The following is a 23,919-nucleotide window of genomic DNA, read 5'->3' on the forward strand; positions in this document are numbered from 1 at the left end:
CCATGTATGTAGCCGTCAAGGGCGGGGAAGCCGCCATTGCCAATGCGCACCGCCTTCTCGCCGACCGCCGCCGCGGCGACCGCAACCTTCCCTCGATCACCACCGACCAGGTGGTCGAGCAGCTCGGTCTTGCCGTCGACCGGGTGATGGCGGAAGCCTCGCTCTATGATCGCGCGCTCGCAGCGCTTGCCGTTCGCCAGGCCCGCGGCGACATGATCGAGGCGATCTTCATCCTGCGGGCCTATCGCACGACCCTGCCGCGCTTCGGCTATTCCGAGCCGGTCGACACCGCCAACATGAAGGTCGAGCGCCGCGTTTCGGCAACCTACAAGGATCTGCCCGGCGGCCAATTGCTCGGCCCCACCTTCGACTACACCCACCGCCTGCTCGATCCCTCCCTGATCTCCGACGAAACCGTCGCGGAGCCGGCGGTCAAGGAGCCTGGCGAACACGTGATGCGCGTCTCGGACATTCTTGACGGCGAAGGCCTGATCGAGGGTGACGGCCAGATGCCCGAGGGCCATGTCATGGGCGACCTGACCCGCGAGCCGATGGAATTTCCGATGGCCCGGGACCTCCGCCTGCAGGCGCTCGCCCGCGGCGACGAAGGCTTCCTGCTGGCGCTTGCCTACTCCACTCAGCGCGGCTACGGCCGCACCCATCCTTTCGTCGGCGAAGTCCGCATCGGCGAAGTGGAAGTCGAGCTCGACTTGCCGGAACTCGGCTTTGCCGTCTCGCTCGGCGCCATCCGCGTCACCGAATGCCAGATGGTCAACCAGTTCAAGGGCTCGGCCAAGCAGCCGCCGCAATTTACCCGCGGCTACGGCCTCGTCTTCGGCCAGAGCGAACGCAAGGCGATGTCGATGTCGCTGGTCGACCGGGCACTGCGCACCGACGAGTTCAGCGAAGATGTCGTCGCACCCGCCCAGGACCAGGAATTCGTCATCTCGCACGCCGACAACGTCCAGGCGACCGGCTTCGTCGAGCACCTGAAGCTGCCGCACTATGTCGACTTCCAGGCCGAACTCGACCTCGTCCGCCGTATGCGGCGCGACTACGAGGCGGCCCATGCCGGCGACACGGTGAAGGAACAGCGGGAGGCGGCCGAATGATCGGGCATACCGCCAGCCCTAGCGGTTCAATCACCGCCACCATCCCCGCCGCCGCAATCGCCACCGTCAGCGGCGGGGGCGAACCCGGCATCCCCGGATCCGTCGCTCTTGCGCACTCTGCGATCCGGTTCGCGCTGTGGCCGACGGGCTATGCCGAACAGGCCGGCAACCGCAGAGCACAGCACAAAGATCCCAACCACCCAGACGAAAATCTCGCTCAAATCCTGGCCCCATCCGCGGTCGACACACTCAAGGGTAATCGGCGATGAACGACCTTGCTACCTATAATTTCGCCTATCTGGACGAACAAACGAAGCGCATGATCCGCCGCGCGATCCTGAAAGCGATCGCTATTCCCGGCTATCAGGTGCCCTTCGCCTCGCGTGAAATGCCGATGCCCTATGGCTGGGGCACCGGCGGCGTCCAGGTCACCGCCTCGATCCTCGGTCCGCAGGACGTCCTGAAGGTCATCGACCAGGGCGCCGACGACACCACCAACGCTGTCTCGATCCGCGCCTTCTTCCAGAAGGTCGCCAATGTCGCGGTCACAACCAAGACGAAGGAAGCGACGATCATCCAGACGCGCCACCGCATTCCGGAGGAAAAGCTCACCGAAGGCCAGACGCTCGTCTACCAGGTGCCGATCCCGGAACCCTTGCGCTTCCTCGAGCCGCGCGAGACCGAGACGCGAAAGATGCATGCGCTCGAGGAATACGGGCTGATGCATGTGAAGCTCTACGAGGACATCGCCCGCAACGGTCATATCGCCACCACCTATGCCTATCCGGTCAAGGTCGAGGGGCGTTACGTGATGGACCCGTCGCCGACGCCGAAATTCGACAATCCGAAGATGCACATGTCGGAAGCGCTGCAGCTCTTCGGTGCCGGCCGCGAAAAGCGGATCTATGCCGTGCCGCCCTATACCGATGTCGTCAGCCTCGATTTCGACGACCATCCGTTCGAGATCCAGAGCTTCGACAAGCCCTGCGCACTCTGCGGCGCCGAGGACGTCTATCTCGACGAGGTCATTCTCGACGACAAGGGCGGGCGCATGTTCGTCTGCTCCGACACCGATCATTGCGAAGACCGCCGCGCCTGCGGCCATGCAGGTCACATGCTTGCCCGAAAGGAAGCCGCAGAATGAGTACGCTCCCGCTTCTGAAAGTGAACGACGTCTCGAAGTTCTACGGAAGCCGCATCGGCTGCCGCAACGTCTCCTTCGAGCTCTATGCGGGCGAGGTGCTGGCCATCGTCGGCGAATCCGGTTCCGGCAAGACGACGCTTCTTTCGTGCCTCTCGACCCGCCTGATGCCGACCTCCGGCATCGTCGAATATCACATGCGCGACGGTCAGTACCGCGACCTCGCGCGCATGGGCGAAGCCGAGCGCCGGTTCCTCATGCGCACGGACTGGGGCTTCGTGCACCAGAACCCGGCCGATGGTCTGCGCATGACGGTTTCGGCTGGCGCCAATGTCGGCGAACGGCTGATGGCCGTCGGCGATCGCCACTACGGCAACATTCGCGCCACCGCCAGCGATTGGCTGGAGCGGGTGGAGATCGGCGTCGACCGCATCGACGACCAGCCGCGCGCCTTCTCCGGCGGCATGCGCCAGCGCCTGCAGATCGCCCGCAACCTCGTGACCTCCCCCCGCCTCGTCTTCATGGACGAGCCGACCGGCGGTCTCGACGTGTCTGTCCAGGCGCGCCTGCTCGACCTGGTGCGCGGTCTCGTGCACGACCTCGGGCTTGCCGCCATCATCGTCACCCACGATCTCGCCGTCGCCCGCCTTCTCTCACACCGCATGATGGTGATGAAGGATGGCGCCGTCATCGAACAGGGCCTGACCGACCGGGTGCTCGACGATCCGCGCGAGCCCTATACCCAGCTCCTCGTTTCATCCATCCTGCAGGTGTAAACCATGGCCACGCCCCTTGTTGTTTCCGAAGTCGCAAAAAGCTTCACCATGCACCTGCGTGACGGTATCCGCCGGCCGGTCGTCGCCAACGTCTCCTTCTCGGTGAAGGCCGGCGAATGCGTCGTTCTCGGTGGCCCCTCCGGCGTCGGTAAAAGCTCGATCCTGAAAATGCTCTACGGCAATTACGGCGTCGACGAAGGCCAGATCCTGATGGATCACGACGGCAAACTCGTGAATCTCGCAACCGCCGAGCCGCGCACCGTGCTCGAAGTCCGGCGCACGACGCTTGGCTATGTCAGCCAGTTCCTGCGGGTCGTGCCGCGCGTCTCCTCCCTCGACATCGTTGCCGAGCCGCTGCAGGCCCGCGGTACACCGATCGAGGAAGCCCGCACACGCGCAGCCGAACTCCTGAGCAAGCTGAACCTGCCGCGCGAACTCTGGGGCCTTCCGCCGGCGACCTTCTCCGGCGGCGAGCAGCAGCGCGTCAACATCGCCCGCGGCTTCATCACTGAGCACAAGATCCTGTTGCTCGACGAGCCGACCGCTTCGCTCGACGCGAAGAACCGGGCGGTCGTGGTCGAGTTGATCGCCGAGAAGAAGGCCAAAGGTACAGCACTGATCGGCATCTTCCATGACGAGGAAGTGCGCGATGCCGTTGCCGACCGCATCCTCGATGTCTCGGCCTTCTCACCGCGAAAGGCCGCCGCATGAGCCAGAAGCTAGGACTCGAGCCCTTCATCCATCCGACAGCGAGCGTCAACAATTCGACGCTCGGCCGCTACACCGAAGTGCAGGAGCGCTCGCGCCTCGACGAGGTCGAGTTCGGCGACTACTCCTACATGATGCAGGACGGTTCGATCTGGTGTGCGACGATCGGCAAGTTCGTCAATATCGCCGCCGCCGTGCGCATCAACGCCACCAACCACCCGACCTGGCGCGCGACGCTGCACCATTTCACCTATCGCGCGCCGAATTATTGGGACGACACCGAACTCGACCACGACCTTTTTGCCTGGCGGCGGTCGAACCGGGTGACGATCGGCCATGACGTCTGGATCGGCCACGGCGCCACCATCCTGCCGGGCGTCACGGTCGGCAACGGTGCTGTCATCGGCGCCGGCGCAGTCGTCTCGAAGGACGTCGAGCCCTACACCATCGTCGGCGGCGTGCCCGCAAAACTCATCCGCGCTCGCTTCAATGAAGGCATCGGCGAACGGATGGACGCACTCTCATGGTGGGACTGGGACCACCAACGCCTCCGCCGCGCGCTTGACGACTTCCGCGAACTGACGGCCGAGGAATTTTTGGTGCGTTACTGCTGAGCAATTACAGGCGCCGAGCGCAAGTTCGGCGCCTCATTGGGGCGAATCGGCTGGTCACGATAATCGCGCTCTGGAATGCCTGATTTGCCACCCGGAGCCGAAACTCGTGAACCGCCTTCGCATCATCATGCTGCTAACCATCAGCGCGCTTTCATCCACGTCGACATTCGCTGACACAACCTCATGTCCGCAAAAGCGAGGAGAGATCTATTGCTCAGACGTCGTTCCCATGTGCAATTTGAAGCTCAAGACGGCTGAAGGCGAAAGCCTAGAAGACGAAACGAAGGATTGCGCCGACTTTCCCCTTCCCGTCGAAGAAATCCGAAAAGACAAGCAGGTTATCTATACGGTTTTCGGCGGTCTTGCGGCTTATTCCATGGCATGTGCCAAGCACGTGGTGCGTGTTCACGACAAAGATCGTTTGAGCGCCTTCGAGTACACCCAGGAATTCTTCGTGCTCCCGCCATATGTTCGGTTCGAGTCTTGCGAAGGCTGACCGCCGGGTACGCATGAGGCAATGCGGTCTAGGGCCCGTTCACCAGCTTCAAGATCAACCGATGAATATTGCCACCATCCGTCAGTTCCACCTGGTCGAAGTCGCGGCTGCGCTGGCGCTGGGTCTGCGAGAGCGCGCCGAGGCGCTTGGTCATTTCCGTCCGGATCTTCTGGCACTTCGGATCATCGGGGACGGTCAGCCCCAGCGTCGCCTGCTCGATCGCCCGCACCATTTCCTTGATGAAGTCGCCGTGCACGAGTTCGTGCTTGCGCACGCCTGCAATGAAGACGTCCCAGTTCTCGCGCGTGCCCGCGGGCAGCGTCTTTGCGGGCTTCGGCAGTGTGTAGGTGATGATCAGCTTTGGCCTTGCCGTCGTCAGCACGCAGGCCCCGCCCTGCTGTTCGTACTTCCGCGTCCAGGTCAATTTGAAATTGGTGTGAGCGATCGCCCGGCCGATCCCGGCTTTCGGCCCCCGTTCGCCGATCGAGGCATAGAGGTCCGCCCCCGTCTGCCCGGAGATCACATAAGGCGCTTCCTTTTCGACCGCCTGCCATTCGGTAAACGCGCTGCCCGGTGCTGACGCGAGGCAAAGGGCAACTGCGCCCAGACAAAGGCTTTTGTTCAATCCAAACCCTCGACGTTCGCCTTTCACGGCGCACAACTCTACCCGCCCTCCTTAACGGGAATCTGCGAATGGCAACAGCTCAAATGCAAAGGCACCGCAGCCCAATCCGAGCCGCGGTGCCCTTGTGTTTTTCAGATCATGTCGGGCCAGTTGCGGGAGGATTCAACGGCCGACAATCGCGACCTTAGTTGACGGCCGTCAGCGTCATCGAGGTGCCGGTTGCGGCGAGGTTGAGGCCGATCTGGCCGGTGAGGCTGATCGTCTGCAGATGGATCGAGCCGGACGTGCCGCCCACCAGGATGTTGGCGCCAACGCCGGCGCCGACGGTCGCTTCCGCGGTTGCCCCCTGGTAGAGGCCACCGAGCGAGCCACGGTGATAACCCGCGGTCGGCGCGAACACGGCCCAGATCAGGCGGCTCTGCGTGGTGAAGCCAACATCGACGCCCATCTTGCGGATGGCGCCGGAGTAATGATCAGATGCTTCCGCGCCCATGGTCGAGCGGAAGACGCAATCGACTTCCTTGGCAGACCCAAGCACATAGCCGACACCGCCGGCGATGTTGCAATCAAGGTAGCCGATCTTGACGCCATTGGTGGTATCCGGCTCCGGCTGCGGTTGAACTGTCGCGAGATCGGCAGCGTTTGCGGCGATCGCGCCAGCGAGAACCAGAGACGCTGCGGACACCTTCACGGCAAAACTCTTTTTCATTCTTGTCTCCTTCTCGGAACGTCAGAAATGATTGGCATTTGACCGGCGGCACACGAACTCAAGAACACATAGCGCACGCTGCAGGAAAGCACAGCCATAGCCCGCCTTCGGGCAATTCCGTGGCAAGTCTTGGTTAGCCGAGAAAATTGATGGGGTTTCCCCAACGATGACCAGAGATTGTGTTGAAAAAGCCACGACCGCGGGCGCGCTCCGCCGTGGTTTTCTATCCCCAAGACCCGCTGAAAAGTCCGTCCCAGGGCGGAAAATTCGCCCTTGCAAAAGGGCACTCACGCGCGCGAGATTTGCGATCGGACGGCGCGGCTGCCGCCCGATCGCAGGTATCGAAACATCATCCTTAGCGGCGCTGCCCCAGGAAGCCGTCGGCAACACGGGCCGTCAGCGCCAACGAGACCGCGCCGGCATCCGGATGGCCAATGCTCTTTTCGGCGAGCGGGCGCGCCCGGCCGAGTTTCGGCGTCAGGCTGGAGGTCGCCTCGGCCGCATCGGTTGCAGCCTTGGCGGCAACCTGCCACGCCTCGATCAGGCGCTTGCCGGCGGCAAACTCGCGCTCCAGTGCCTCGACAAAGGGCACCAGCGCGTCGACGAGTGTCTTGTCGCCGACGCGCGCACGGCCGAGGCGGGTGACGCCATCGAGCGCCAGGCGTGCGCCATCGACAATGGCTGCATCCGAAGGCGCCGTCTGGTCGTCAAAGGCATTGCTCCACGAACGCAGCAACAGGCCCCAGATCGCACCCGACGTGCCGCCGGCGCGATCCGCCCAGGCATCGCCTGCCGCAGCCAGGACGCTTGCCGCTCCGGCGCCGGCAGCGACCGCCGCCTTTGCCGCCTCGTCGGCTGCGGCCGAACCGCGGCGCATGCCCTGGCCGTGGTCGCCATCTCCGGCAAAGGCATCGATGCGGCCGAGTTCTTCTTCGGCCTGCTTCAGCGCTTCGGCGAGCGCAGCGATCAGCTGCGCAATGCACTTGCCGCTCTCCTTCGAGGCGTCTGAGGCAGGAGCGAACGTCGCCGGGCCGTCCTCGTTCTCGATCTCGTCGGTCGCGGGCTCGGCCGCGATGATCGTGCCCTTGCGCAGCACCGGTGCGTCGCAGGCAGCGCGCCAATAGGTCTCAAGTTCGTCGTTCAGCCACATCAGCGTCAGCGAGCAGCCCTGCATGTCCAGGCTGGTGACGAATTCACCGCATTCGGGATCGACGATCTCGAGGCCTGCCGCCTTCAGTTCCTTCTCGACCGCGACCCAAAGCACGAAGAGTTCCTCGTACTTCGTCGAACCGAGACCGTTCAGGAGAGGGGCAACCTTGCGGACATCCGCCGGGCGTTCGGCCAGCAGCTTGCCGACCAGAAGCCTGGCGAACTCGCTCGTCGAAACCATCTTTTCTTCGCGGATGCCCGGCTCACCGTGGATGCCGAGACCAAGCGCCATCTCGCCCTTCGGCACGGTGAAGAGCGGCGCCTTGGCGCCCGGAAGCGTGCAGCCGCCGAAGGCGACCCCGAAAGAAACCGTGCGATCGTTGGCAAGGCGGGTGACGCGCTCGACCTCATCCAGATTGAGGCCGGCTTCCGCAGCCGCCCCCGCAATCTTGAAGACGACGAGGTCGCCGGCAATGCCGCGGCGCTTGGCCGGCGTTTCGGCCGATGCACTGGCCACGTCGTCCGTCACCGGCACGATGCGCACGTCGATGCCTTCAGCGCGCAGGCGCTCGGCCGCAACACCGAAGTTCAGAACGTCGCCGGCATAGTTGCCAAAGCCGAGCAGCACGCCACCGCCCTGACTGGCCTGACGGCAGACGCGGGCAACGGCCGCGGTCGACGGAGAAGCGAAAACATCGCCGGCAACGGCCGCATCCGCCATGCCCGGCCCGACATAGCCGGCAAAAGCCGGATAATGCCCGGAGCCGCCGCCGATGACGACGGCGACTTTTCCCTTCGGCACCTTGGTCGAGCGGACGACGCCGCCTTTCACGAGACGGACATTGCGCGCGTAGATCGAACTGAACCCGGCAAGCGCGGTCGTGGCGAACTCTTCCGGTGCGTCAAAGATGGTGGTCATCGCGTCTCTTCCCTTATTCGCGAGGCAGGATGCGCCTCAGATAGTCCCGGTTGGCAGCGCTGACGGAGAGACCGTCGCCGCCGTAATGTTCGCAAAGGAACGGGCTGTTGTAGCCGTGGGCAAGCGCCATGCGGATCGCGGCGCGGTAGTTGATCACACCGAACTCCAGCGGCGCCGGATGGGTGACCACCAGGCCCGACGTCTCGTCCTCGGTGCGGTAGTAGTTCTTGACGTGCCAGTACTTGGCGAAGGGGGCAACCTTGGCCATCATCTGTTGCCAGTGCTCGACCGGACGGTGGAGACGAACAAGGTTGCCGAGATCGGCATTGATGCCGACATTCTGCAAGCCGACATCGGTGACGAAGCGCACGGCGCTGTCGGCCGAGCCGATATAGGTATCCTCGTACATTTCCAGCGCCAGCTCGATACCGAGTTCCTCGGCATGGCGGCCGAGTTCGCGAATGCGCTGAACGGCCTTCTGCCAGATGGCGGGGTCGTCAGGGTTCTTCACGCCGTCGACCGTCCAGAACCAGAGCGCCTTCTTCTGTGCCTCTGTCAGTGGGCCGAAGAAGCCGAAGGAAACAGAGCCCGCGCCGATCGCCGCCGCGGTTTCGATGACCCGGTGGCCGTAGGCAAGGTACTCGTCGCCATGCTCCGGGTCGATCACGCTGCGCCGCGAAGTCGAGATCGCGGGCATGGCGAGGCCGAGGTCGCGGGTCAGCTTGACGAAACTGTCGCGCCGCGCCGGCGAGAGATCGGCGAGCCGGATCCAGCTGTCGGTCGGGTCGAGTTCGGTGAAGCCGGCATCAACGACGTCGGCGAGCGTTTCGGCCCATTGCTCGGCCGATTGCTCCTGCACCGAACTGCCGTCTGCCAGCACGTTCGGATACTGGATCATGGCGGCCGCAATCGGCCAGGTTTCACGGGTCCATTTGCGCGATGTGTTCGCCATGGTTCTTTCCTCACCATTTGCCAGATCATTTCGACGCTTCAGCGAAACGATGAAATGATCCAACTCTTTGAAGCAACGCAACTGCGAATGGAAAGCTGCGAGACTTTTTTCCTGGAATCGTGCGGTCGTTGGGGTGCGGCGGCTCCGTCAAGCCGCCGCGCTGCCGTCACCATGCGGGTGGGCATCATGCTTGCGCTTGCGAACCAGGCCGATCAGTCCGAAGACGAGCGGCGACAGCAGAAGGGCAAGGGCGAGCGCCATCAGCGAGGAAACCAGCGGGTTCGACCAGAAGATGTTGAGGCTGCCGCCGGAGAGAAGCATCGACTGGCGGAAGGCATCTTCGGCCTTGTCGCCAAGCACCATGGCGAGAACCAGCGGCGCCAGCGGGTAATCGAGCTTCTTGAACACGTAGCCGAGCAAGCCGAAGCCGATGACCAGAAAGATGTCGAAGACCGAATTTGCCACCTGGTAGGCACCGGAGAAGATGACGGCGACGATGATCGGGCCGATGATCGCAAAGGGTACGCGCAGGATCGAGGCATAGAGCGGCACGGTAGCGATCACCAGGAAGACGGCGACCACGTTGCCGAGATACATCGAGGCAATGAGGCCCCAGACGAAATCCGGCCGCTCGGTGAAGAGCATCGGTCCGGGTGTCAGGCCCCAGATCATCAGGCCGCCCATCATGACGGCAGCCGTTGCCGAACCGGGGACGCCGAGCGCCAGCATCGGAAGCAGCGCCGAAGTGCCGGCGGAGTGGTCGGCGGTTTCGGGTGCGACGACGCCACGCGGGTCGCCCTTGCCGAACTTCGACTTGTCGCGCGCCGAGCGGCGGGCAACGCCGTAGCTCATGAACGAGGCGGCCGTCGGGCCGGCCGGCGTGATGCCCATCCAGATACCGATGATCGTCGAGCGCAGGATCGTGAACCAGTAGCGTGGGATCTCGACGAGCGTGCGGCCGATCTCGACGAGCTTGACGCGCGCCTTGATGCCCTCGAAGCGCAAGCCTTCTTCCGTCGTCAGCAGGAGTTCGCCGATGCCGAAGAGACCCATGACGGCGATCAGGAAGCTGACGCCCTTGATCAGGGTCGGGATATCGAAGGTGAGGCGCAAGTCGCCGGAGATCGTGTCCATGCCGATGGAGGCAAGCGCGAAGCCGAGCATCATCGAGACGAGCGTCTTGAAGGGCGATTGCGCGCCCATGGAAATGAAGCTTGCAAAGGCCAGGAAGTAGACGGCGAAATATTCGGGCGAAGAGAAGCGCAACGCGAAGTTTGCGACCCAGCCGGACAGCAGCGTGATCATCACGACGCCGGCGAGCGCGCCGATGCCGGCCGACACGAAGGCGAGCGTCAGCGCGCGGCTTGCCTGCCCGGCTTTCGCCATCGGGTAGCCGTCGAAGGTCGTCGCCACCGACGAGGGTTCGCCGGGAATGTTGAAGAGGATCGATGTAGTCGACCCGCCAAAAAGTGCGCCCCAATACATGCAGGAGAGCAGGATGATGGCGGAGATCGGGTCCATCGAGAAGGTCAGCGGCAACAGGAGCGACACGCCATTCGGCGCGCCAAGGCCCGGCAGCACGCCGACCAGAATGCCGAGCGTGACGCCGACCATCATCAGCAGGATATGGTTCCAGCTGAGGATGTGGCCGAAGCCATCGATCAGGAGACCGATATTTTCCATGTCATTCCTCCCGGGGCTCAAAGCGCGTCGCGATCTCTCGGATCCGCTCCCTGCGCTTTAAGTCTTTGATTGTCTGCGTGTCGTTATTTGCGCGACATGCCCTCAGTAGATTCCGAACCAGGCCTCGACCGGCCCCTTGAGCAGCGGAACCTTGAAGCCGATCTCAAATACGACGAAGAAGAACAGCGAGACCGCGACGCCGGACGGCAAGGCGATCCACCATTTGTAACGCCCCTGGAAGAACATCGTGCCTGCGATGTAGAGCGCCGTGCCGACATAGAGGCCGAGCCAGGCGGAAACACCGGCAAAGGCAATCAGCGGCAACAGAAACGACGAGACCACCTTGGCGCGGTGACTGTCGATGAAGATTTCGCCCGTGCCGCGATGCTTGACGAAAGCGTGGATGGCGTTCGCAACGCTTCCGAGAAGGATCAGCAGACCGACATAGAAGGGAAAATAGCCGGCTTCCGGCCCGAATTCGGTCCATCCCGCACCGATATCGAGGGATCCGTAGCAGACCGCCACGCCAAAGGCGCCGGTCAGCGCAGCAACGCCAAGCTCAACCGCGAAGCGGGAAACCCCATTCGCACCGTTCTCGCTCATGATCGTGACCTTTCAAAGCGAATGACGGGCGCCCGAAGGCACCCGCCTCAATGTCCCGCCTTAGTTGGCGAGCCAACCTTCGCGCTTCAGCACTTCGCCGACAGCAGCACCATCCATCTCGATGGCGGCCTTGAAGTCGTCGCCGGCAATGTAGGCAGGCGACTGCGAGGTGTCGGCGAGGTACTTCGCCCATTCCGGCGTTTCCGAAACCTTGCGCATCAGGTCCGCATAGAACTTGACCGCATCCTGGTCAACGCCAGCCGGCAGCCAGACCGTGCGCGGCATGGAGTAGTTGTCGATGGCGATGCCCGATTCCTTGCAGGTCGGAATATCGCTCCAGGCCTTGTCGCCGGCGACCTTGGTTTCGTTGGAGAGCTTGACGCTCTTGAAGACGCAGAGCGGCTTGACCATGCCGGCCTGCCACTGGCCGAGGTTTTCGCTCGGGTTGTTGACGTTGGCGTCGAGGTGTTCGCCGGCAAGCTGAACAGCCGCTTCACCACCGCTCTTGAACGGGATGTAGTTGATCGTAGCGCCAGTCGCTTCGTTGATCATCGAGGTCAGGATCTGGTCGACATCCTTCGACTGGCTGCCGCCGATCTTGAGACCGCCTTCCTTCGCCTTGGCGGCGAAGTCTGCGGCGGTGTTGTAGGACGCCTTGCCGTTTACCCAGAGAATGAACTCGTCAGAGGCGAGCGCCGCCACCGGTGTCAGATCTTCAGCCTTGTAGGGAACCTTGGCGCGAACCGGCAGAAGGTAGGCGTTGTTGGTGCCGAATGCGAGCTTGTAGGCGTCGCCCTTGTTGGTCGCCGTGTAGACGAAACCTTCGGCGCCACCGGCGCTGCCCTTGTTGGTGACGACAACAGGAGCCTTCATCAGCTCGTACTTGCCGATGATTGCCTGGATCGTACGGGCGAAGATGTCAGTGCCGCCGCCCGGACCTGCCGTGACGACGAATTCAACCGGGCGATCGGGTTCGAAGGCTGCGGCCGGAGCAGCAACGCCGAAGACGGCTGCCATGATGCATGCGATGGAGACGGTATTCTTCAAGTCGGGTCCTCCCGTTTGTGGTTCTGCGGCGCAAGACCTCCTCCTGCGCCGTTATTGCGTGAAAGCGTGCGAAATCAGGCCGCAGCCTTGAGAGCCGCCTTTTTCTTCGCCATGCGCACGGCAAGCAGTAGCGCTTCGCGGCTCGCGCCGAGGTCGGCAATGCCCTTGCCGGCGATGTCGTAGGCAGTGCCGTGGGCCGGCGTGCAGAGCGCGAAGGGCAGGCCGCCCATCATGGTCACGCCCTTGTCGAAGCCCATCAGCTTCATCGCGATCTGGCCCTGGTCGTGGTACATGGTGAGGACGGCATCGTAGCCTTCCTTGAGAGCCCGCCCGAAAACCGTATCCGCCGGGAACGGACCTTCGACGTTGAAGCCAAGCGACTTCGCCTTTTCGACGGCCGGCTCGATGATATCGATTTCTTCCATGCCGAAGCTGCCGCCGTCACCGGCGTGCGGGTTGAGACCGGCGACCGCGATCCTTGCCTCTTCGTGACCGGCTTCCCTGAGGCAGGCCTGGGTTAGTTCAAGCTCGGCGATGATGCCGTCGACCGAGAGGTTGTCAGCGACTTCCTTGAGCGGAATGTGCGACGTGACGCGGGCGTTCCAGACCTTTTCGAGGACGTTGAACTCGCGAACCTTGCCGGTGAAGCCGAGAACATCGGCAACAAAGCGGATTTCGTCGTCATAGCCCGGATAGGCAAACCGCATGGCTTTCTTGTTGAAGGGCGTGAAGCAGACGGCGTCGGCCTTGCCCGCATGCGCGAGCTCGAGCGCGGTGCGGAAGTTGCGGGTCGCAAAGGTGCCGCCCGCAAGCGTCGCCTCGCCGCGAACGACGTCGGCCGGATCGAGATGAGCGAGATCGACGAAAACGTGGCGCGACGTGCCTGCCTTGTCGAGATCTTCGAGGCTGGACGGCTCGAGATCGAGCGTCACACCAGCAGTCTTCGCACCCTCGTCCAAGATCCGGCGATCGCCGATGGCGATGATGTGCGCGGCTTCACGGATATCGGTAAGCGCCAACAGCTTGGCCGTGAGCTCCGGGCTGATGCCGGCCGGATCGCCCATGGCGAGCGCAATGACAGGACGCGCGCCGTTACCGGCAGCACCGTTGGTCGTCATGAGAGATGTCCTCCACTTCATTCTTTCGGCTGCCGTCATACGTTATTCAAAATTCTGCATCAAGTCTTTTGTATTCTGTATGCAGCATTTTCTGTTGACGGTGGCGAAGCCCGTCTCCATGCTTTAATGAGACAGCGCTGATTCAATCGGCGCGAACGGGAACAGACGGTCGACACCCAGTCGCCAGACGCAGAAGCAAAACAATGAACGAAATCACATCTCTGGAGAGGCGGCCGGACGGCGGTCCAGGCCCGATCAGGCGCACGGCGCTGCATGACACGCTGGTCAGCCACCTGCGCGACATGATCATCGAAGGCGACCTGTCGCCCGGTACCCGCCTGCATGAAGGCCAACTCGGCGAGCAGCTCGGCGTGTCCCGCACGCCACTGCGCGAAGCCATCAAGTATCTGGCGAGCGAGGGACTGGTGGAGCTCGTTCCGAGCCGCGGCGCCGTCGTCAAGCGCTTCAGCGCCAAGGACGTGCACGACATGCTGACAGTCCTGCAGACGCTGGAGGAGCTTGCCGGCAAGCTTGCCTGCGACGCGGCGAGCGATGCCGGCATTGCCGAAGTGCGCGCTCTCCACGACGAAATGGTGCAGCGCTACAAGGCGAGCGACCGCCTGCAGTATTACAAGCTCAACCAGCAGATCCATTCGGCCATCGTCCAGCTCGCAGCAAATGCTGCGCTGGCCGATATGCATGCCGTTCTGCAGACGCGGCTGAAGCGCATCCGCTTCATCGGTCACGAAGGACCGGAGAAATGGGCAGCGGCCGTTGCCGAGCACGAGGAGATGATCGTCGCGCTCGAAGCCCGCGACAAGGCAAAGCTATCCGAGGTTCTCGGGCGACACCTGATGAATGCCTGGGAGCGGGTCAAGGCTTCCGTCTGATTTTTCAGCGGGGCAGCAACCGCCCCACCTACGGCAACTCTGAGGGCGCCCGACGGGCGCCCTTCGTCATTCGGCGCCCCCAATATTGCAGCAATGCGAACAGACCGCCGACAGCTGTTTCCCGAATAAGACACATTGCTTGGAAAACAACTTAGAATATTCGAACACTATTGACTTTGACTTGGTCGAAATTCACTGAATCCACGGTGGGGTGGAGACGGGAACTAACATGGGGCGGCAAAGACGTCGGGTACTGCTCGCTACGGCAGCGATACTCTGTCCAAGCATAGTATTCGCTGAACCGGTCCAGCGAACGCCGCCCGTTGCCGGATCGGTGATCGCCCGCAAGTCCGGCGAAGAAGTTCGTTTCGTCGACGTCTCCAACTGGCGCTTCGTCGACCTCGCCCAGGATTTGCTGTCCGGAGACGTGCTGCGCACCAACGCAACCGGCGCACTTGCCGTTCTCTTTTCCGACCACACGCAGATCCGGCTCGGCCGCAATACCGCATTGCGCGTCAAGCGTATGGGCACGGGCGGTGATACCAATCTCGAACTGCAATCGGGTACGATCTGGGCCCGTGCCGAACGTGGCGGCCAGGGCCTCACCATCGACACGCCGGCGGCAACGGCCGCCATTCGCGGCACCGACTGGACACTGACGGTTGCTGGCGACACCACCTCGCTGACCGTGCTTGAAGGCGTGGTCGAACTCAGCAACGAGCTTGGCAGCGTCACCGTCGCTCAAGGCGAAGGCGCAGTCGCGGCGATCGGCAAGGCGCCGTCCAAGGTGGTGGTCGTGACGCCGAAGGACCGCGAACAGATGCTCTTCCATCTGTCGCTGCGCGATGCGTTCGCCTTGATGCCGCCGACGCCGCTGAAGGTGCGTGACATGCGCAACCAGCGCGAACGGATCGAAGCCAGGCCGGAGACGTCCCGTTCGGCGGAAGATTGGCTGACGCTCGCCGAAATCCAACTGCAGTTCGACGGACGGGCGCAGGCCACGGCCGCGCTTGAGCAGGCTCGGCATCTGGGCCTTAGCCGATCTCAAGCCGCGCGCGCCTATCTCGTCGAAGCGCTGATTGCCGGCTCAGAGAACCGCTACACCGATGCGGCACAGCTCTTTGCCAAGGCCGCTCCGGGGCTCGACGCCAATCGCCGCTCTGTCGCTGCCTATGGCGGCTATTTTGCACGCGCGCTGGCAAATCCGGATCGCGTCGAGGAGCCCCCGTCTCAGGCGGCGGGAGCCTACGGCGCCTTTGCCGCGGCCTGGACCGCGGGCTTCCGCACCGATATCCGTGCGGCAATCGACACGATCAAGAAAGCGGAAAAGCAGTACCCCGACGATCCGTTCCTTCCAGCGGCTCGCGCGCAATTCGCCATGCTGCTCGACGATCGCGACGAAATGCGCGATGGCATCGAAAAGGCGCTTGCGAACGATCCCGACGATCCAACCGCACTCGAATCCCGCGCCAAATATCGTTTGCTCATTGAAAATGATCGGCGCGGCGCGCTGGCGGACCTTGAGCGCGCCGTAGAAATCACACCCGGCGACGCGTCCATCTGGAACTGGATAGGCTTGGCGAAGAGCGATCGGGGCGACAATCGCGGCGCCGAAAGAGCGTTCCGCAAAGCGGTCGAACTCGACCCGGCAGACCCGCTCTACCACGCCAATCTCTCGATCCTCTATCTCGACGAAAACCGGATGAAGGAAGCGAAGGCTGAGATCGACGCGGCCCTGGCCGCCGACCCTTCCTTTGACATCACCCTGGTCGCGCGCGGGCGCTACCACATGCAGACCGGCGAACTGGAGAAGGCCCTGAACGACCTGCTTGCCGGCTCGACCGCCAATCCTGCCTATTCCAATGCCCAATTGCTGCTGGCAGGTGCCTACTACGAAAAGGGCGACCGCATCCCCGCCGCGCAAGCGCTCGACAATGCCGATCGCCTCGATCCGAACGATCCGGTCATCATGCAGATGCGCACCGCCATCGCGATCGACGAATACGATTCCGATGCGGCGATCCGCTATGCCCAGGAGCTCATGCGCCGGACTCGGGCGCGCGGCGGCGAAAGTGCGCCGCTTGGAGCCAACCAAGATGCCGGCTCGACGCTCAACGATGCCTTCCGGCTGCAGGGGTTGAACGCGTGGGGGCAATATTACGGCGACGCCGTCTTCGACCCGTTCACGGGATCGAGCTATGTCGACCAGGCGATCCGCGGCAGCGTCAATCCGCTGTTCAACGACTATGACTTCGATGGTAGCCCGGTCGTCAACACTGCCAACCCGCAGAGCTTCTCCGCGTTTTTCCAGGGCCTGCTGATCGAACCGCACATGCTGGCGAGCCGCGAGCGCACGGCCAACATTGTCCAGCGGCCGTTCTTCGAAGCCGCGCTTGGCGGCGGCATCATCGCCGACAACGATCACACCGGCTGGATCGGCGAAGCGGAACTGCGTGGGCTGACCTTTTCGCCCTTCCCGATCAGCGTCTATGGCAATCTCCACTGGGAGGAGCCGCGCGACACCATCGACCTCGGTCAGGGCCTGGCGATCGAGCGCGAGACACGCCTGCTCGGCGGCAACGGCTATCTGACCGCCTCGCCGACGCCAGACGACCGGATCATCGCCTATGCCAATTATGGCAAGTTCGATGACGACAAGAGCGTCCTCGACTATCCGGCCACCGGCTTCGACAACTTCCTTGACGACAAGGCCGACCGACTTTTGTCAGGTGTGGCCTGGAGCCACACTTTCGGCTATCGCAACATCGCCAATGCAGCCTTTTTCTTTTCCGATCAGGACGTCGTGGAAAACGAGAAGGTCAGCGGCTCACGCCTAAGCTTCCCCGACCTCGCCACCATTCGCAGCGAGGACAGGCAGAAAACCTATATTGCCGCCGTCAACCACCTTTACGGAGACGGCGACTTCACCTGGCGCTACGGGATCGAAGGCGGCGTCGTTCGCTCCGACAGTTCGTTCGATATCTTCGATCCGCTGGCGATAAGGATCGGAAGCAACAACATCCCCTTCATCGGATCCGGCTCGTCCTCGGCGACACAGACCGTTGCCAAGGCCTATGTCGACACGATCTACGAAATCACACCGGACCTGAAGACGGAAGGCGCACTGTTTGCCCGCTACATCGAGGATGTCAACGACGGCGATGTCCGCCTTGAGCCAAAGCTCGGCATTGCATGGGCGCCGGCGGAAGGGCATTGGCTGCGCGCCGCCGCCATGCGCGACGGCCTGAATTTCGACGTCGCCACCCTCGCCCCGATCGGCATTGTTGCCCTGCAGCCCAACCAGCTTCGCTTCGGCGCGGAAGGCTACGCCGACACCCTGGCACTCCGCTGGGACGCGGAGTGGAACAACTGGCTCTTTACTGCACTCGACTATCAGCACCAGGAAGTGCACGAACTGTCGCTCAATGTCCCACTGTCCCCGGTCAATCTGGACTATGAAAAGGTCGGGCTAGACCGGTTCGCCGCGACGGCGAACTTTGCGATCGGTCACGGCTTCGGCCTTTCCCTGACGGCCGCCCATACGGAAGCCGACGTCAAGGAGCACACCGTCAACCAGTTGGACGAACTTCTCTTCGTACCAGAAAACACCGGCCAAGTGGCGCTGACCTGGGTCAACACCGCCAACGTCAAGGCGACGATCGCCGCCAACTATATCGGCTCGCGGCCGGCTGGCGGGGTAACGCTCGAAGATTTCTGGACGCTCGACGCATCGCTGCAATGGGAACCCTTCGACAAACAGATCGAAGTCGACCTTGCGGCCTTCAATCTGCTTGACGAGGACTTCGAGCTTAGAGACGGCATTCCCGGTTGGGGGCCGACGTTCAAGGGCACGGTCAAGGTGCGGTTCTGATCAAGGAGCACGTCGCCGTGCAGGCATCGGGCGGCCGATACGGACAGTTGGATAGGCGTCGCCTGGCGCTGCGGCGGCTGAAGCTGCTGGGGCTCGCCGCCTTCGTCAGCATCGCGCTTTCGCTTGCGACCTTGTCCAATGCCTGGCTGCTCAACGAATTGCGCAGCTTCGATTATCTGTCGACCGTCGGCACACCGTCGCTCCCAGAAAACAGCCCCATCGTCGTTGCCATCGACGAGCCATCCATGGCCGAGATCGGCCAGCAATGGCCGTGGCCACGTGCGCTGCACGCCCGCCTCATCGAAGCACTGCGCAAGGCTGGCGCCCGCGCGATTGGCGTCGACGTCATTTTCGCCGAGCCTTCGGCCGATCCGGTCAACGATGACGCGCTGGAGGGCGCGCTTGGTAACGACGTCGTTCTCGCCGGTGACCAGACGCTTGTGGAAGCGCCGCAGGCCGACCAGTTCGTGCGCACCGAGCCGCTAGCCCGCTTCACCGCCAAGGGTGCCAGCACCGGGATCGCGTCAGTCAATCTTGGTGGCGACGGCACGCTGCGCTCCGTCCCGGACTACCCCGACGGCTTTGCCGCTGTTCTCGCCGAGATCGCGGGCATGCGAACGCAACCTCCGCCGGCGGATGCCCTTATTCAGGTCTTCGGACCGGCGCGGACCTATCCCACCGTCTCCTATTACCAGGCGCTCGATCCCGCCAACTTCCTGCCGGAGGGCACTTTCCGCGATCGGGTCGTGCTTGTCGGGCTCAGCCTGCAGAATGCACCGTCGATCGCCGATGGTGGCGCGGACGCCTTCGCGACCTCCGATACCGTGCACTCGAACAAGCTCGTCTCCGGCGTCGAGATGCAGGCGACGATCTACGACAACCTGGCGCACGACCTTTTCATTCAGCGAGCTCCGCGGCCCGTCGTGATTGCGGCGATCACGTTTGCCGCCATCCTGGCCGCCTTCGCGGTGCTGAGGACAACGGGATGGCGCACGCTCGGATACACCATCGTCGCGCTGAGCCTCATCGTTCTTGCGAGTTATGTAGCCATGCGCCTCGGCCATGTTTTCCTCTCGCCGCTCGGCCCGGGGCTGGCCTTCGGTACGGTGGCTGCCGGGCAGGCGGGCCTGGACTACGCCGACGAGCGCCGACGCCGCCGCGAAATCACCCGCGCGTTCCAGCAGTATCTGTCCCCCGCCCTTGTCGAACGGCTCGCAAAAGACCCGTCGCACCTGAAACTCGGCGGCGAACGGCGGACGCTGTCGATCCTCTTTTGCGATATCCGCGGCTTCACCACCATCGCCGAGGAAATGAAAGACGACCCGGAGCGGTTGACGACGCTCGTCAACCGCCTGCTGACGCCGCTGTCGGATGCGGTGCTGAAACAGGGCGGCACCATCGACAAATACATCGGCGACTGCCTGATGGCCTTCTGGAACGCGCCGCTTGACGACCCCGACCATGCGGTCCACGCCGTGCGTGCGGCGCTCGACATGCTTGCGGCACTGGCGCGGGTCAACGAAGAACTGGAGACCGAGGCGAAGCGGGAGCGCCGGCCCGCACAAACGCTGCGGATCGGCATTGGCATTAACACCGGTGAATGCGTCGTCGGCAACATGGGCTCACATCAGCGCTTCGACTATTCCGCCCTCGGCGATGCCGTCAATCTCGCCTCGCGTCTCGAAGGTGCGTCCAAGGATTACGGCATCTCCCTGCTTCTTGGCGAAGAGACCGCGCGTCTCGTTGAAAAAAACTTCCCGATTGCGGAACTCGACCGCATCACCGTCAAGGGGCGCAGCACCGTGTCCCCCGTCTTCACAGTCGCCGTCGGCGCCAAGAAGGAAGCGCTCGATCGCCACCGGTCCTTCGTGCAAGCCAAATATGACGGCGCGCTGCAGATGCAGGACGGAGTTTTCGACCAGCTGAAAAATGCCCTGCCACCGCTCGCACGCTACTACGAGCGTGAGCGCGGCCGTCTCGATGCCCCTAAACAAGAACCGAGGTGAGCCGCCTCCGATTCAGTGCAGGCCACCGACCCCCAGCAGCCGTTCGACTGCATCATGATCGCCAGCAAGTGCCTCCGGCCTTCCGCTCCAGGCGATGCGCCCACGCTCGAGCACGATCACCTGATCGGCAAAGTCGAGTGCGCTCTGGATGCGTTGCTCCACCAGCAGGATGGTCATGTCCCCGGTCTTGGCCAGTTCGGCGAAGGCCTTCATCAGTTCCTCGCAGATGACAGGCGCCAGGCCCTCCAGCGGCTCGTCGAGAAGCAGGATGGATGGGCGGCCAAGGATCGAGCGCGCCGTCGACAGCATCTGCTGCTCGCCGCCGGAGAGCTGGCTGCCGAGATTGCGCCGCCGCTCGTACAGCCGCGGGAACATATCGTAGGCTTCTTGGATCGCACTTTTCGGACGGCTCTTGAGGCCGACGAACAGATTCTCCTCGACGGTCAGCGTCGGGAAGACGCACCGCGCCTGCGGCACGAAACCGAGGCCTTGCATGGCGCGTGAGGCGCTCGGCAACGCCGTCACATCCGTGCTGCCCATGCGGATGCGTCCGTCATACCGCCGCGTCTGGCCGGCGAGCGTCGCAAGCAGCGTCGTCTTGCCCATGCCGTTGCGGCCGAGCACGGCAAGGCGGGCGCCAGCCGGAACGGCGAATGAGACGCCTTCGAGCACCCGCGTCGGGCCGTAGCCTGCGGACAGGTTTTCCACCTCAAGCGGCGTGGCTGGCATTGGCATAGCTCCCCAGATAGGCTTCCCGCACGCGCGGATCCTTCGTCACATCAGACGGCGAACCGTCGAAGATGATCGCGCCCGCAGCCAACACCACCACGCGCTTGGCAAAGCGGAAAACGAGATCCATGTCATGCTCGATCATCAAGACGGCGAGATCTGCCGGCAGGTCGGCGAGCGCCTGCTCGATGCGACCGGTGTCGCTCTGCGGCACGCCGGCGGCAGGCTCGTCGAGCAGCAGCACCCTCGGTTTCAGCGCCAGCGCGACGGCGATCTCCAGCAGGCGTTGCTGGCCATAGGCAATCTCGCTCACCTTGCGGTGCATCAACGCCTTGAGACCGAGCTTGCCGAGAAGCTCCTGGACCTCGTCCATGACGTCGGGCATGCCGAGAAAATTGCCGAAGAGCCGGCCGGAGCGGCCGCTCCGCTGCAACACGGCAAGAGCAACGTGCTCGGCCGGCGTCATATCGGCAAAGAGCCGCGTCACCTGGAACGAGCGGACGAGCCCCCTTCGCACCCGGCCGATGGCGTCGATACCGGTCACCACCTCGCCACCGATACGGACCTCGCCGGAATCCGGCTTGAGATTGCCGGTCACGAGATTGACGAAGGTCGTCTTGCCAGCGCCATTCGGCCCGATCAGCGCGACCCGGTCACCAGGCGCGATGCTGAGGCTGACGTCATTGGTGACCGCGAGCCCGCCGAAGGCGCGCTTCAGATTGTGGACTTCGAAGATCGGCTGCATCACTGTGCCTCCTTGCGGCGGGCAAAGAACGCAGCCGCGGTGCCATAGATGCCCTTCGGCGCAAAGAGCACGACGGCGATCAACAGCGCGCCGACCATCGTCAACCAGTGGAAGGGATTGGCCGCCGAGACCACGTCCTCGAAGAACATGAAAACGACAGTGCCCGTGAGCGCACCGAAGAGCGAGCCCGTACCGCCGAGCACCAGCATGACCAGGCTTTCGGCCGACATGGTGAAGGAGAGGCTGTCGAGGCCGACGACCTGGGTGGAGATCGCGTTCAGCGCGCCGCCGACGCCGGCAACGGCTCCGGATATGACGTACATTTTCGTCAGCGCGATTTTCGGCGACGCACCCATGGAGCGAATACGGACGGGATCCTCCTTGATGCCCCGGCACAGCATGCCGAAGGGCGAGCGCACGATCAGGCGCAGCGCGACGAAGACGATGGCAAGCAGCGCCACGCCGAAGACATAGGCCGTGCGGCCCCAGAGATCGAACTCGTAGAGGCCGAGAAGTGCCGTCGGCGCGATCCCGGAAAGGCCGTCGCTGCCACCGGTCCAGGAGGAGGCCTTGTTGGCGAGTTCGTGGAAGAGATGGATGAGCGCGATCGACAGCACCAGTTGCGGCAGGCCGTGGGCGCGCAGGATGACGACACCGCAGACGAGCCCGGCCACCGCGCCGGCCAAGATACCGAAGGCGAGCATCGCCAGCGGATCGTTGATGCCGTAATGCGCCGAGGCGATGCCCGCTGCATAAGCGCCGGCGCCGAAGAGCGCGGCATGGCCAAGCGTCGCGACACCGCAATAGCCGGTGACGAGATCGAGCGACAACACCAGGAGAGCGGCTGCGATGATCCGCGTCAGAAGCGCCAGATTGTTGGGAAAGAGGAAATAGCCGATCAACGCGACCAGCAAGATTACGGCCAATCCTATGAGGTCTCCACCGCCGAACCGCCGGCGCACGGGCGATGCAGCAATCATGTCGTTCGTCGTCGTCATGGTCATCCCTTGGCCCTCCCGGCGAGCCCGCGCGGGAACACGCAGATGATCGCGATCACGGCCAGATAGAAGAAGAACTCGCCGAATTCCGGCATGAGATAACGGCCGGTCGTATCGATCGCGCCGAGCAGCAGGCAGGCAACGAGCGCGCCCGGGATAGAGCCGGCGCCGCCGACGGAGACGACGACCAGGAACGTCACCATGTAGCGCAACGCGTAATAGGGTTCGACCGGCAGAAGCTCCGCGCCCACGACGCCGCCGAAAGCGGCGAGCCCGACGGCAACCGCAAAGCTCACCGCATAGACGATTTCCGTGCGGACACCGAGGGCGGCCGCCATCGCCGCGTTGTCGACCGAGGCCCGCAGCTTGACGCCGAAGGCGGTCTTTTCGATCGCGTACCAGAGGCCAGCAGCGACCGCGAGGCCGCAGACGATCGCGAAGATGCGGTGCGTGGCGATCGCCCGGAAGCCAAGGTCGACGGATCCCTGCAATTCGCTTGGCAGCGGCACGGTCTTCAGCGTCGGGCCGAAGACATAGTTGGCAATGCCGATGATGCAGAACGTAATACCAATGGTCATCAGCACCTGGGTCAGTTCCGGTGCGCCGTAGATCCGCCGATAGAGCAGCCGCTCGATCGGTACGGCGATGATGATGGTGCCGAAGATCGCAAGCAGCACGGCAAAGCCATAGGCAAGACCGAGATCGCGCGCCGCATAGGAGGCGATGTAGCCGCCGATCATGGCGAAGGCGCCATGCGCGAGATTGACCACGCGCATCAGGCCCATGGTGACCGAAAGACCGATGGAGATGACGAAGAGCACCATGCCATAGGCAAGGGCGTCGATCGCGATGCTGAGGACGGTTTGCATGGGGCTATCCGTTGCCCTTTCTTCCAAATTTGGCTGCGCCGGATTCGGAGCGCATTATATGCGCGGAGCGGCAGTCAGGCGCCAGCATTCGCGGCGCCGCAGGCGCGCCGGTCGCTCTCAATAGCAACCGGTCAAAGCATCATCGGTGTCGGCGGGCGC

The 23,919-nt window shown here is 63.4% G+C and carries 22 protein-coding genes; 10 read left to right on the forward strand and 12 right to left on the reverse strand.

Annotation, left to right across the window (positions count from 1 at the left end; genetic code table 11):
* Positions 1-2 precede the first annotated feature (2 nt).
* From LAC81_RS23690 to LAC81_RS23720, 7 genes are all read left to right on the forward strand, one after another.
* On the forward strand, positions 3-1,112 hold the full coding sequence (locus tag LAC81_RS23690) for a carbon-phosphorus lyase complex subunit PhnI (RefSeq protein WP_223729609.1): 1,110 nt from the start codon (positions 3-5) through the stop codon (positions 1,110-1,112).
* Positions 1,109-1,381: a hypothetical protein gene (locus LAC81_RS23695; protein ID WP_223729610.1), complete on the forward strand. Its 273-nt coding sequence runs from the start codon at positions 1,109-1,111 to the stop codon at positions 1,379-1,381. Before LAC81_RS23690 ends, LAC81_RS23695 begins: the two co-directional genes overlap by 4 nt.
* Positions 1,378-2,256: an alpha-D-ribose 1-methylphosphonate 5-phosphate C-P-lyase PhnJ gene (locus tag LAC81_RS23700; RefSeq protein ID WP_223729611.1), complete on the forward strand. Its 879-nt coding sequence runs from the start codon at positions 1,378-1,380 to the stop codon at positions 2,254-2,256. Before LAC81_RS23695 ends, LAC81_RS23700 begins: the two co-directional genes overlap by 4 nt.
* Positions 2,253-3,029 (forward strand): phosphonate C-P lyase system protein PhnK, encoded by a 777-nt coding sequence (gene phnK / locus LAC81_RS23705; protein ID WP_110880800.1) that lies wholly within the window; start codon positions 2,253-2,255, stop codon positions 3,027-3,029. The genes LAC81_RS23700 and phnK overlap by 4 nt, the downstream gene beginning before the upstream one ends.
* A 3-nt stretch (positions 3,030-3,032) precedes the next feature.
* Positions 3,033-3,740, forward strand: a complete 708-nt coding sequence (gene phnL, locus LAC81_RS23710; protein ID WP_223729612.1) for a phosphonate C-P lyase system protein PhnL — start codon at positions 3,033-3,035, stop codon at positions 3,738-3,740.
* Positions 3,737-4,351 carry a DapH/DapD/GlmU-related protein gene (locus tag LAC81_RS23715; protein ID WP_223729613.1) on the forward strand — a complete coding sequence of 205 codons (615 nt, stop codon included), beginning with the start codon at positions 3,737-3,739 and terminating at the stop codon, positions 4,349-4,351. The genes phnL and LAC81_RS23715 overlap by 4 nt, the downstream gene beginning before the upstream one ends.
* Before the next feature lie 106 nt (positions 4,352-4,457).
* The gene (locus LAC81_RS23720) at positions 4,458-4,847 is read left to right on the forward strand and encodes a hypothetical protein (protein ID WP_223729614.1); all 390 of its coding nucleotides are present in this window, start codon (positions 4,458-4,460) and stop codon (positions 4,845-4,847) included.
* 28 nt (positions 4,848-4,875) lie between these two features.
* Here the strand turns inward: LAC81_RS23720 and LAC81_RS23725 are convergent, their stop codons facing one another.
* From LAC81_RS23725 to LAC81_RS23760, 8 genes are all read right to left on the reverse strand, one after another.
* Positions 4,876-5,472: a DUF922 domain-containing Zn-dependent protease gene (locus LAC81_RS23725; protein WP_223729615.1), complete on the reverse strand. Its 597-nt coding sequence runs from the start codon at positions 5,470-5,472 to the stop codon at positions 4,876-4,878.
* 184 nt (positions 5,473-5,656) lie between these two features.
* Entirely contained in the window at positions 5,657-6,181 is a 525-nt protein-coding gene (locus tag LAC81_RS23730) for a DUF992 domain-containing protein (RefSeq protein ID WP_223729616.1), read from the reverse strand.
* 355 nt (positions 6,182-6,536) lie between these two features.
* Complete coding sequence (locus LAC81_RS23735) at positions 6,537-8,249, reverse strand: dihydroxyacetone kinase family protein (protein ID WP_223729617.1); 1,713 nt, start codon at positions 8,247-8,249, stop codon at positions 6,537-6,539.
* Between the two features lie 13 nt (positions 8,250-8,262).
* Positions 8,263-9,201, reverse strand: a complete 939-nt coding sequence (locus LAC81_RS23740; protein WP_223729618.1) for a sugar phosphate isomerase/epimerase family protein — start codon at positions 9,199-9,201, stop codon at positions 8,263-8,265.
* Between the two features lie 147 nt (positions 9,202-9,348).
* Entirely contained in the window at positions 9,349-10,884 is a 1,536-nt protein-coding gene (locus LAC81_RS23745; protein WP_223729619.1) for a tripartite tricarboxylate transporter permease, read from the reverse strand.
* Positions 10,885-10,986: 102 nt separating this feature from the next.
* Positions 10,987-11,487, reverse strand: coding sequence for a tripartite tricarboxylate transporter TctB family protein (locus tag LAC81_RS23750; protein ID WP_223729620.1), 501 nt, complete (start codon positions 11,485-11,487; stop codon positions 10,987-10,989).
* A 60-nt stretch (positions 11,488-11,547) separates the two neighbouring features.
* Positions 11,548-12,534 (reverse strand): Bug family tripartite tricarboxylate transporter substrate binding protein, encoded by a 987-nt coding sequence (locus LAC81_RS23755; RefSeq protein WP_223729621.1) that lies wholly within the window; start codon positions 12,532-12,534, stop codon positions 11,548-11,550.
* 74 nt (positions 12,535-12,608) lie between these two features.
* Positions 12,609-13,652: a 4-hydroxythreonine-4-phosphate dehydrogenase PdxA gene (locus tag LAC81_RS23760; RefSeq protein ID WP_223729622.1), complete on the reverse strand. Its 1,044-nt coding sequence runs from the start codon at positions 13,650-13,652 to the stop codon at positions 12,609-12,611.
* 203 nt (positions 13,653-13,855) lie between these two features.
* Here LAC81_RS23760 and LAC81_RS23765 point away from each other — a divergent pair, with 203 nt between their 5' ends.
* From LAC81_RS23765 to LAC81_RS23775, 3 genes are all read left to right on the forward strand, one after another.
* Positions 13,856-14,542: a GntR family transcriptional regulator gene (locus LAC81_RS23765; protein ID WP_113538763.1), complete on the forward strand. Its 687-nt coding sequence runs from the start codon at positions 13,856-13,858 to the stop codon at positions 14,540-14,542.
* Positions 14,543-14,771: 229 nt separating this feature from the next.
* The gene (locus LAC81_RS23770; RefSeq protein ID WP_223729623.1) at positions 14,772-18,413 is read left to right on the forward strand and encodes a FecR domain-containing protein; all 3,642 of its coding nucleotides are present in this window, start codon (positions 14,772-14,774) and stop codon (positions 18,411-18,413) included.
* 47 nt (positions 18,414-18,460) lie between these two features.
* Positions 18,461-20,419 carry a CHASE2 domain-containing protein gene (locus tag LAC81_RS23775; RefSeq protein ID WP_223729624.1) on the forward strand — a complete coding sequence of 653 codons (1,959 nt, stop codon included), beginning with the start codon at positions 18,461-18,463 and terminating at the stop codon, positions 20,417-20,419.
* 12 nt (positions 20,420-20,431) lie between these two features.
* Here LAC81_RS23775 and LAC81_RS23780 read toward each other — a convergent pair whose 3' ends face one another.
* The 4 genes from LAC81_RS23780 to LAC81_RS23795 are packed head-to-tail and all read right to left on the reverse strand — an operon-like array spanning position 20,432 to position 23,760.
* A complete protein-coding gene (locus tag LAC81_RS23780; protein ID WP_223729625.1) occupies positions 20,432-21,148 on the reverse strand; it encodes an ABC transporter ATP-binding protein in 717 nt (238 codons plus the stop codon).
* Entirely contained in the window at positions 21,129-21,893 is a 765-nt protein-coding gene (locus tag LAC81_RS23785; protein ID WP_223729626.1) for an ABC transporter ATP-binding protein, read from the reverse strand. Before LAC81_RS23785 ends, LAC81_RS23780 begins: the two co-directional genes overlap by 20 nt.
* Positions 21,893-22,897, reverse strand: a complete 1,005-nt coding sequence (locus LAC81_RS23790; RefSeq protein ID WP_419195876.1) for a branched-chain amino acid ABC transporter permease — start codon at positions 22,895-22,897, stop codon at positions 21,893-21,895. The genes LAC81_RS23785 and LAC81_RS23790 overlap by 1 nt, the downstream gene beginning before the upstream one ends.
* Entirely contained in the window at positions 22,894-23,760 is an 867-nt protein-coding gene (locus LAC81_RS23795) for a branched-chain amino acid ABC transporter permease (protein WP_223729627.1), read from the reverse strand. Before LAC81_RS23795 ends, LAC81_RS23790 begins: the two co-directional genes overlap by 4 nt.
* Positions 23,761-23,919: the final 159 nt, after the last annotated feature.

The organism is Ensifer adhaerens (assembly GCF_020035535.1).
Classification (GTDB): Bacteria; Pseudomonadota; Alphaproteobacteria; order Rhizobiales; family Rhizobiaceae; genus Ensifer.

Coding starts and splice junctions, on each gene's coding strand:
- LAC81_RS23760 (WP_223729622.1), bottom strand. CDS start 13,652: ATGACGACCAACGGTGCTGCCGGTAACGGCGCGCGTCCTGTCATTGCG.
- LAC81_RS23745 (WP_223729619.1), bottom strand. CDS start 10,884: ATGGAAAATATCGGTCTCCTGATCGATGGCTTCGGCCACATCCTCAGC.
- LAC81_RS23780 (WP_223729625.1), bottom strand. CDS start 21,148: ATGCCAGCCACGCCGCTTGAGGTGGAAAACCTGTCCGCAGGCTACGGC.
- phnK (WP_110880800.1), top strand. CDS start 2,253: ATGAGTACGCTCCCGCTTCTGAAAGTGAACGACGTCTCGAAGTTCTAC.
- LAC81_RS23695 (WP_223729610.1), top strand. CDS start 1,109: ATGATCGGGCATACCGCCAGCCCTAGCGGTTCAATCACCGCCACCATC.
- phnL (WP_223729612.1), top strand. CDS start 3,033: ATGGCCACGCCCCTTGTTGTTTCCGAAGTCGCAAAAAGCTTCACCATG.
- LAC81_RS23765 (WP_113538763.1), top strand. CDS start 13,856: ATGAACGAAATCACATCTCTGGAGAGGCGGCCGGACGGCGGTCCAGGC.
- LAC81_RS23750 (WP_223729620.1), bottom strand. CDS start 11,487: ATGAGCGAGAACGGTGCGAATGGGGTTTCCCGCTTCGCGGTTGAGCTT.
- LAC81_RS23795 (WP_223729627.1), bottom strand. CDS start 23,760: ATGCAAACCGTCCTCAGCATCGCGATCGACGCCCTTGCCTATGGCATG.
- LAC81_RS23790 (WP_419195876.1), bottom strand. CDS start 22,897: ATGACCATGACGACGACGAACGACATGATTGCTGCATCGCCCGTGCGC.
- LAC81_RS23770 (WP_223729623.1), top strand. CDS start 14,772: ATGGGGCGGCAAAGACGTCGGGTACTGCTCGCTACGGCAGCGATACTC.
- LAC81_RS23700 (WP_223729611.1), top strand. CDS start 1,378: ATGAACGACCTTGCTACCTATAATTTCGCCTATCTGGACGAACAAACG.
- LAC81_RS23735 (WP_223729617.1), bottom strand. CDS start 8,249: ATGACCACCATCTTTGACGCACCGGAAGAGTTCGCCACGACCGCGCTT.
- LAC81_RS23690 (WP_223729609.1), top strand. CDS start 3: ATGTATGTAGCCGTCAAGGGCGGGGAAGCCGCCATTGCCAATGCGCAC.
- LAC81_RS23785 (WP_223729626.1), bottom strand. CDS start 21,893: ATGCAGCCGATCTTCGAAGTCCACAATCTGAAGCGCGCCTTCGGCGGG.
- LAC81_RS23715 (WP_223729613.1), top strand. CDS start 3,737: ATGAGCCAGAAGCTAGGACTCGAGCCCTTCATCCATCCGACAGCGAGC.
- LAC81_RS23730 (WP_223729616.1), bottom strand. CDS start 6,181: ATGAAAAAGAGTTTTGCCGTGAAGGTGTCCGCAGCGTCTCTGGTTCTC.
- LAC81_RS23740 (WP_223729618.1), bottom strand. CDS start 9,201: ATGGCGAACACATCGCGCAAATGGACCCGTGAAACCTGGCCGATTGCG.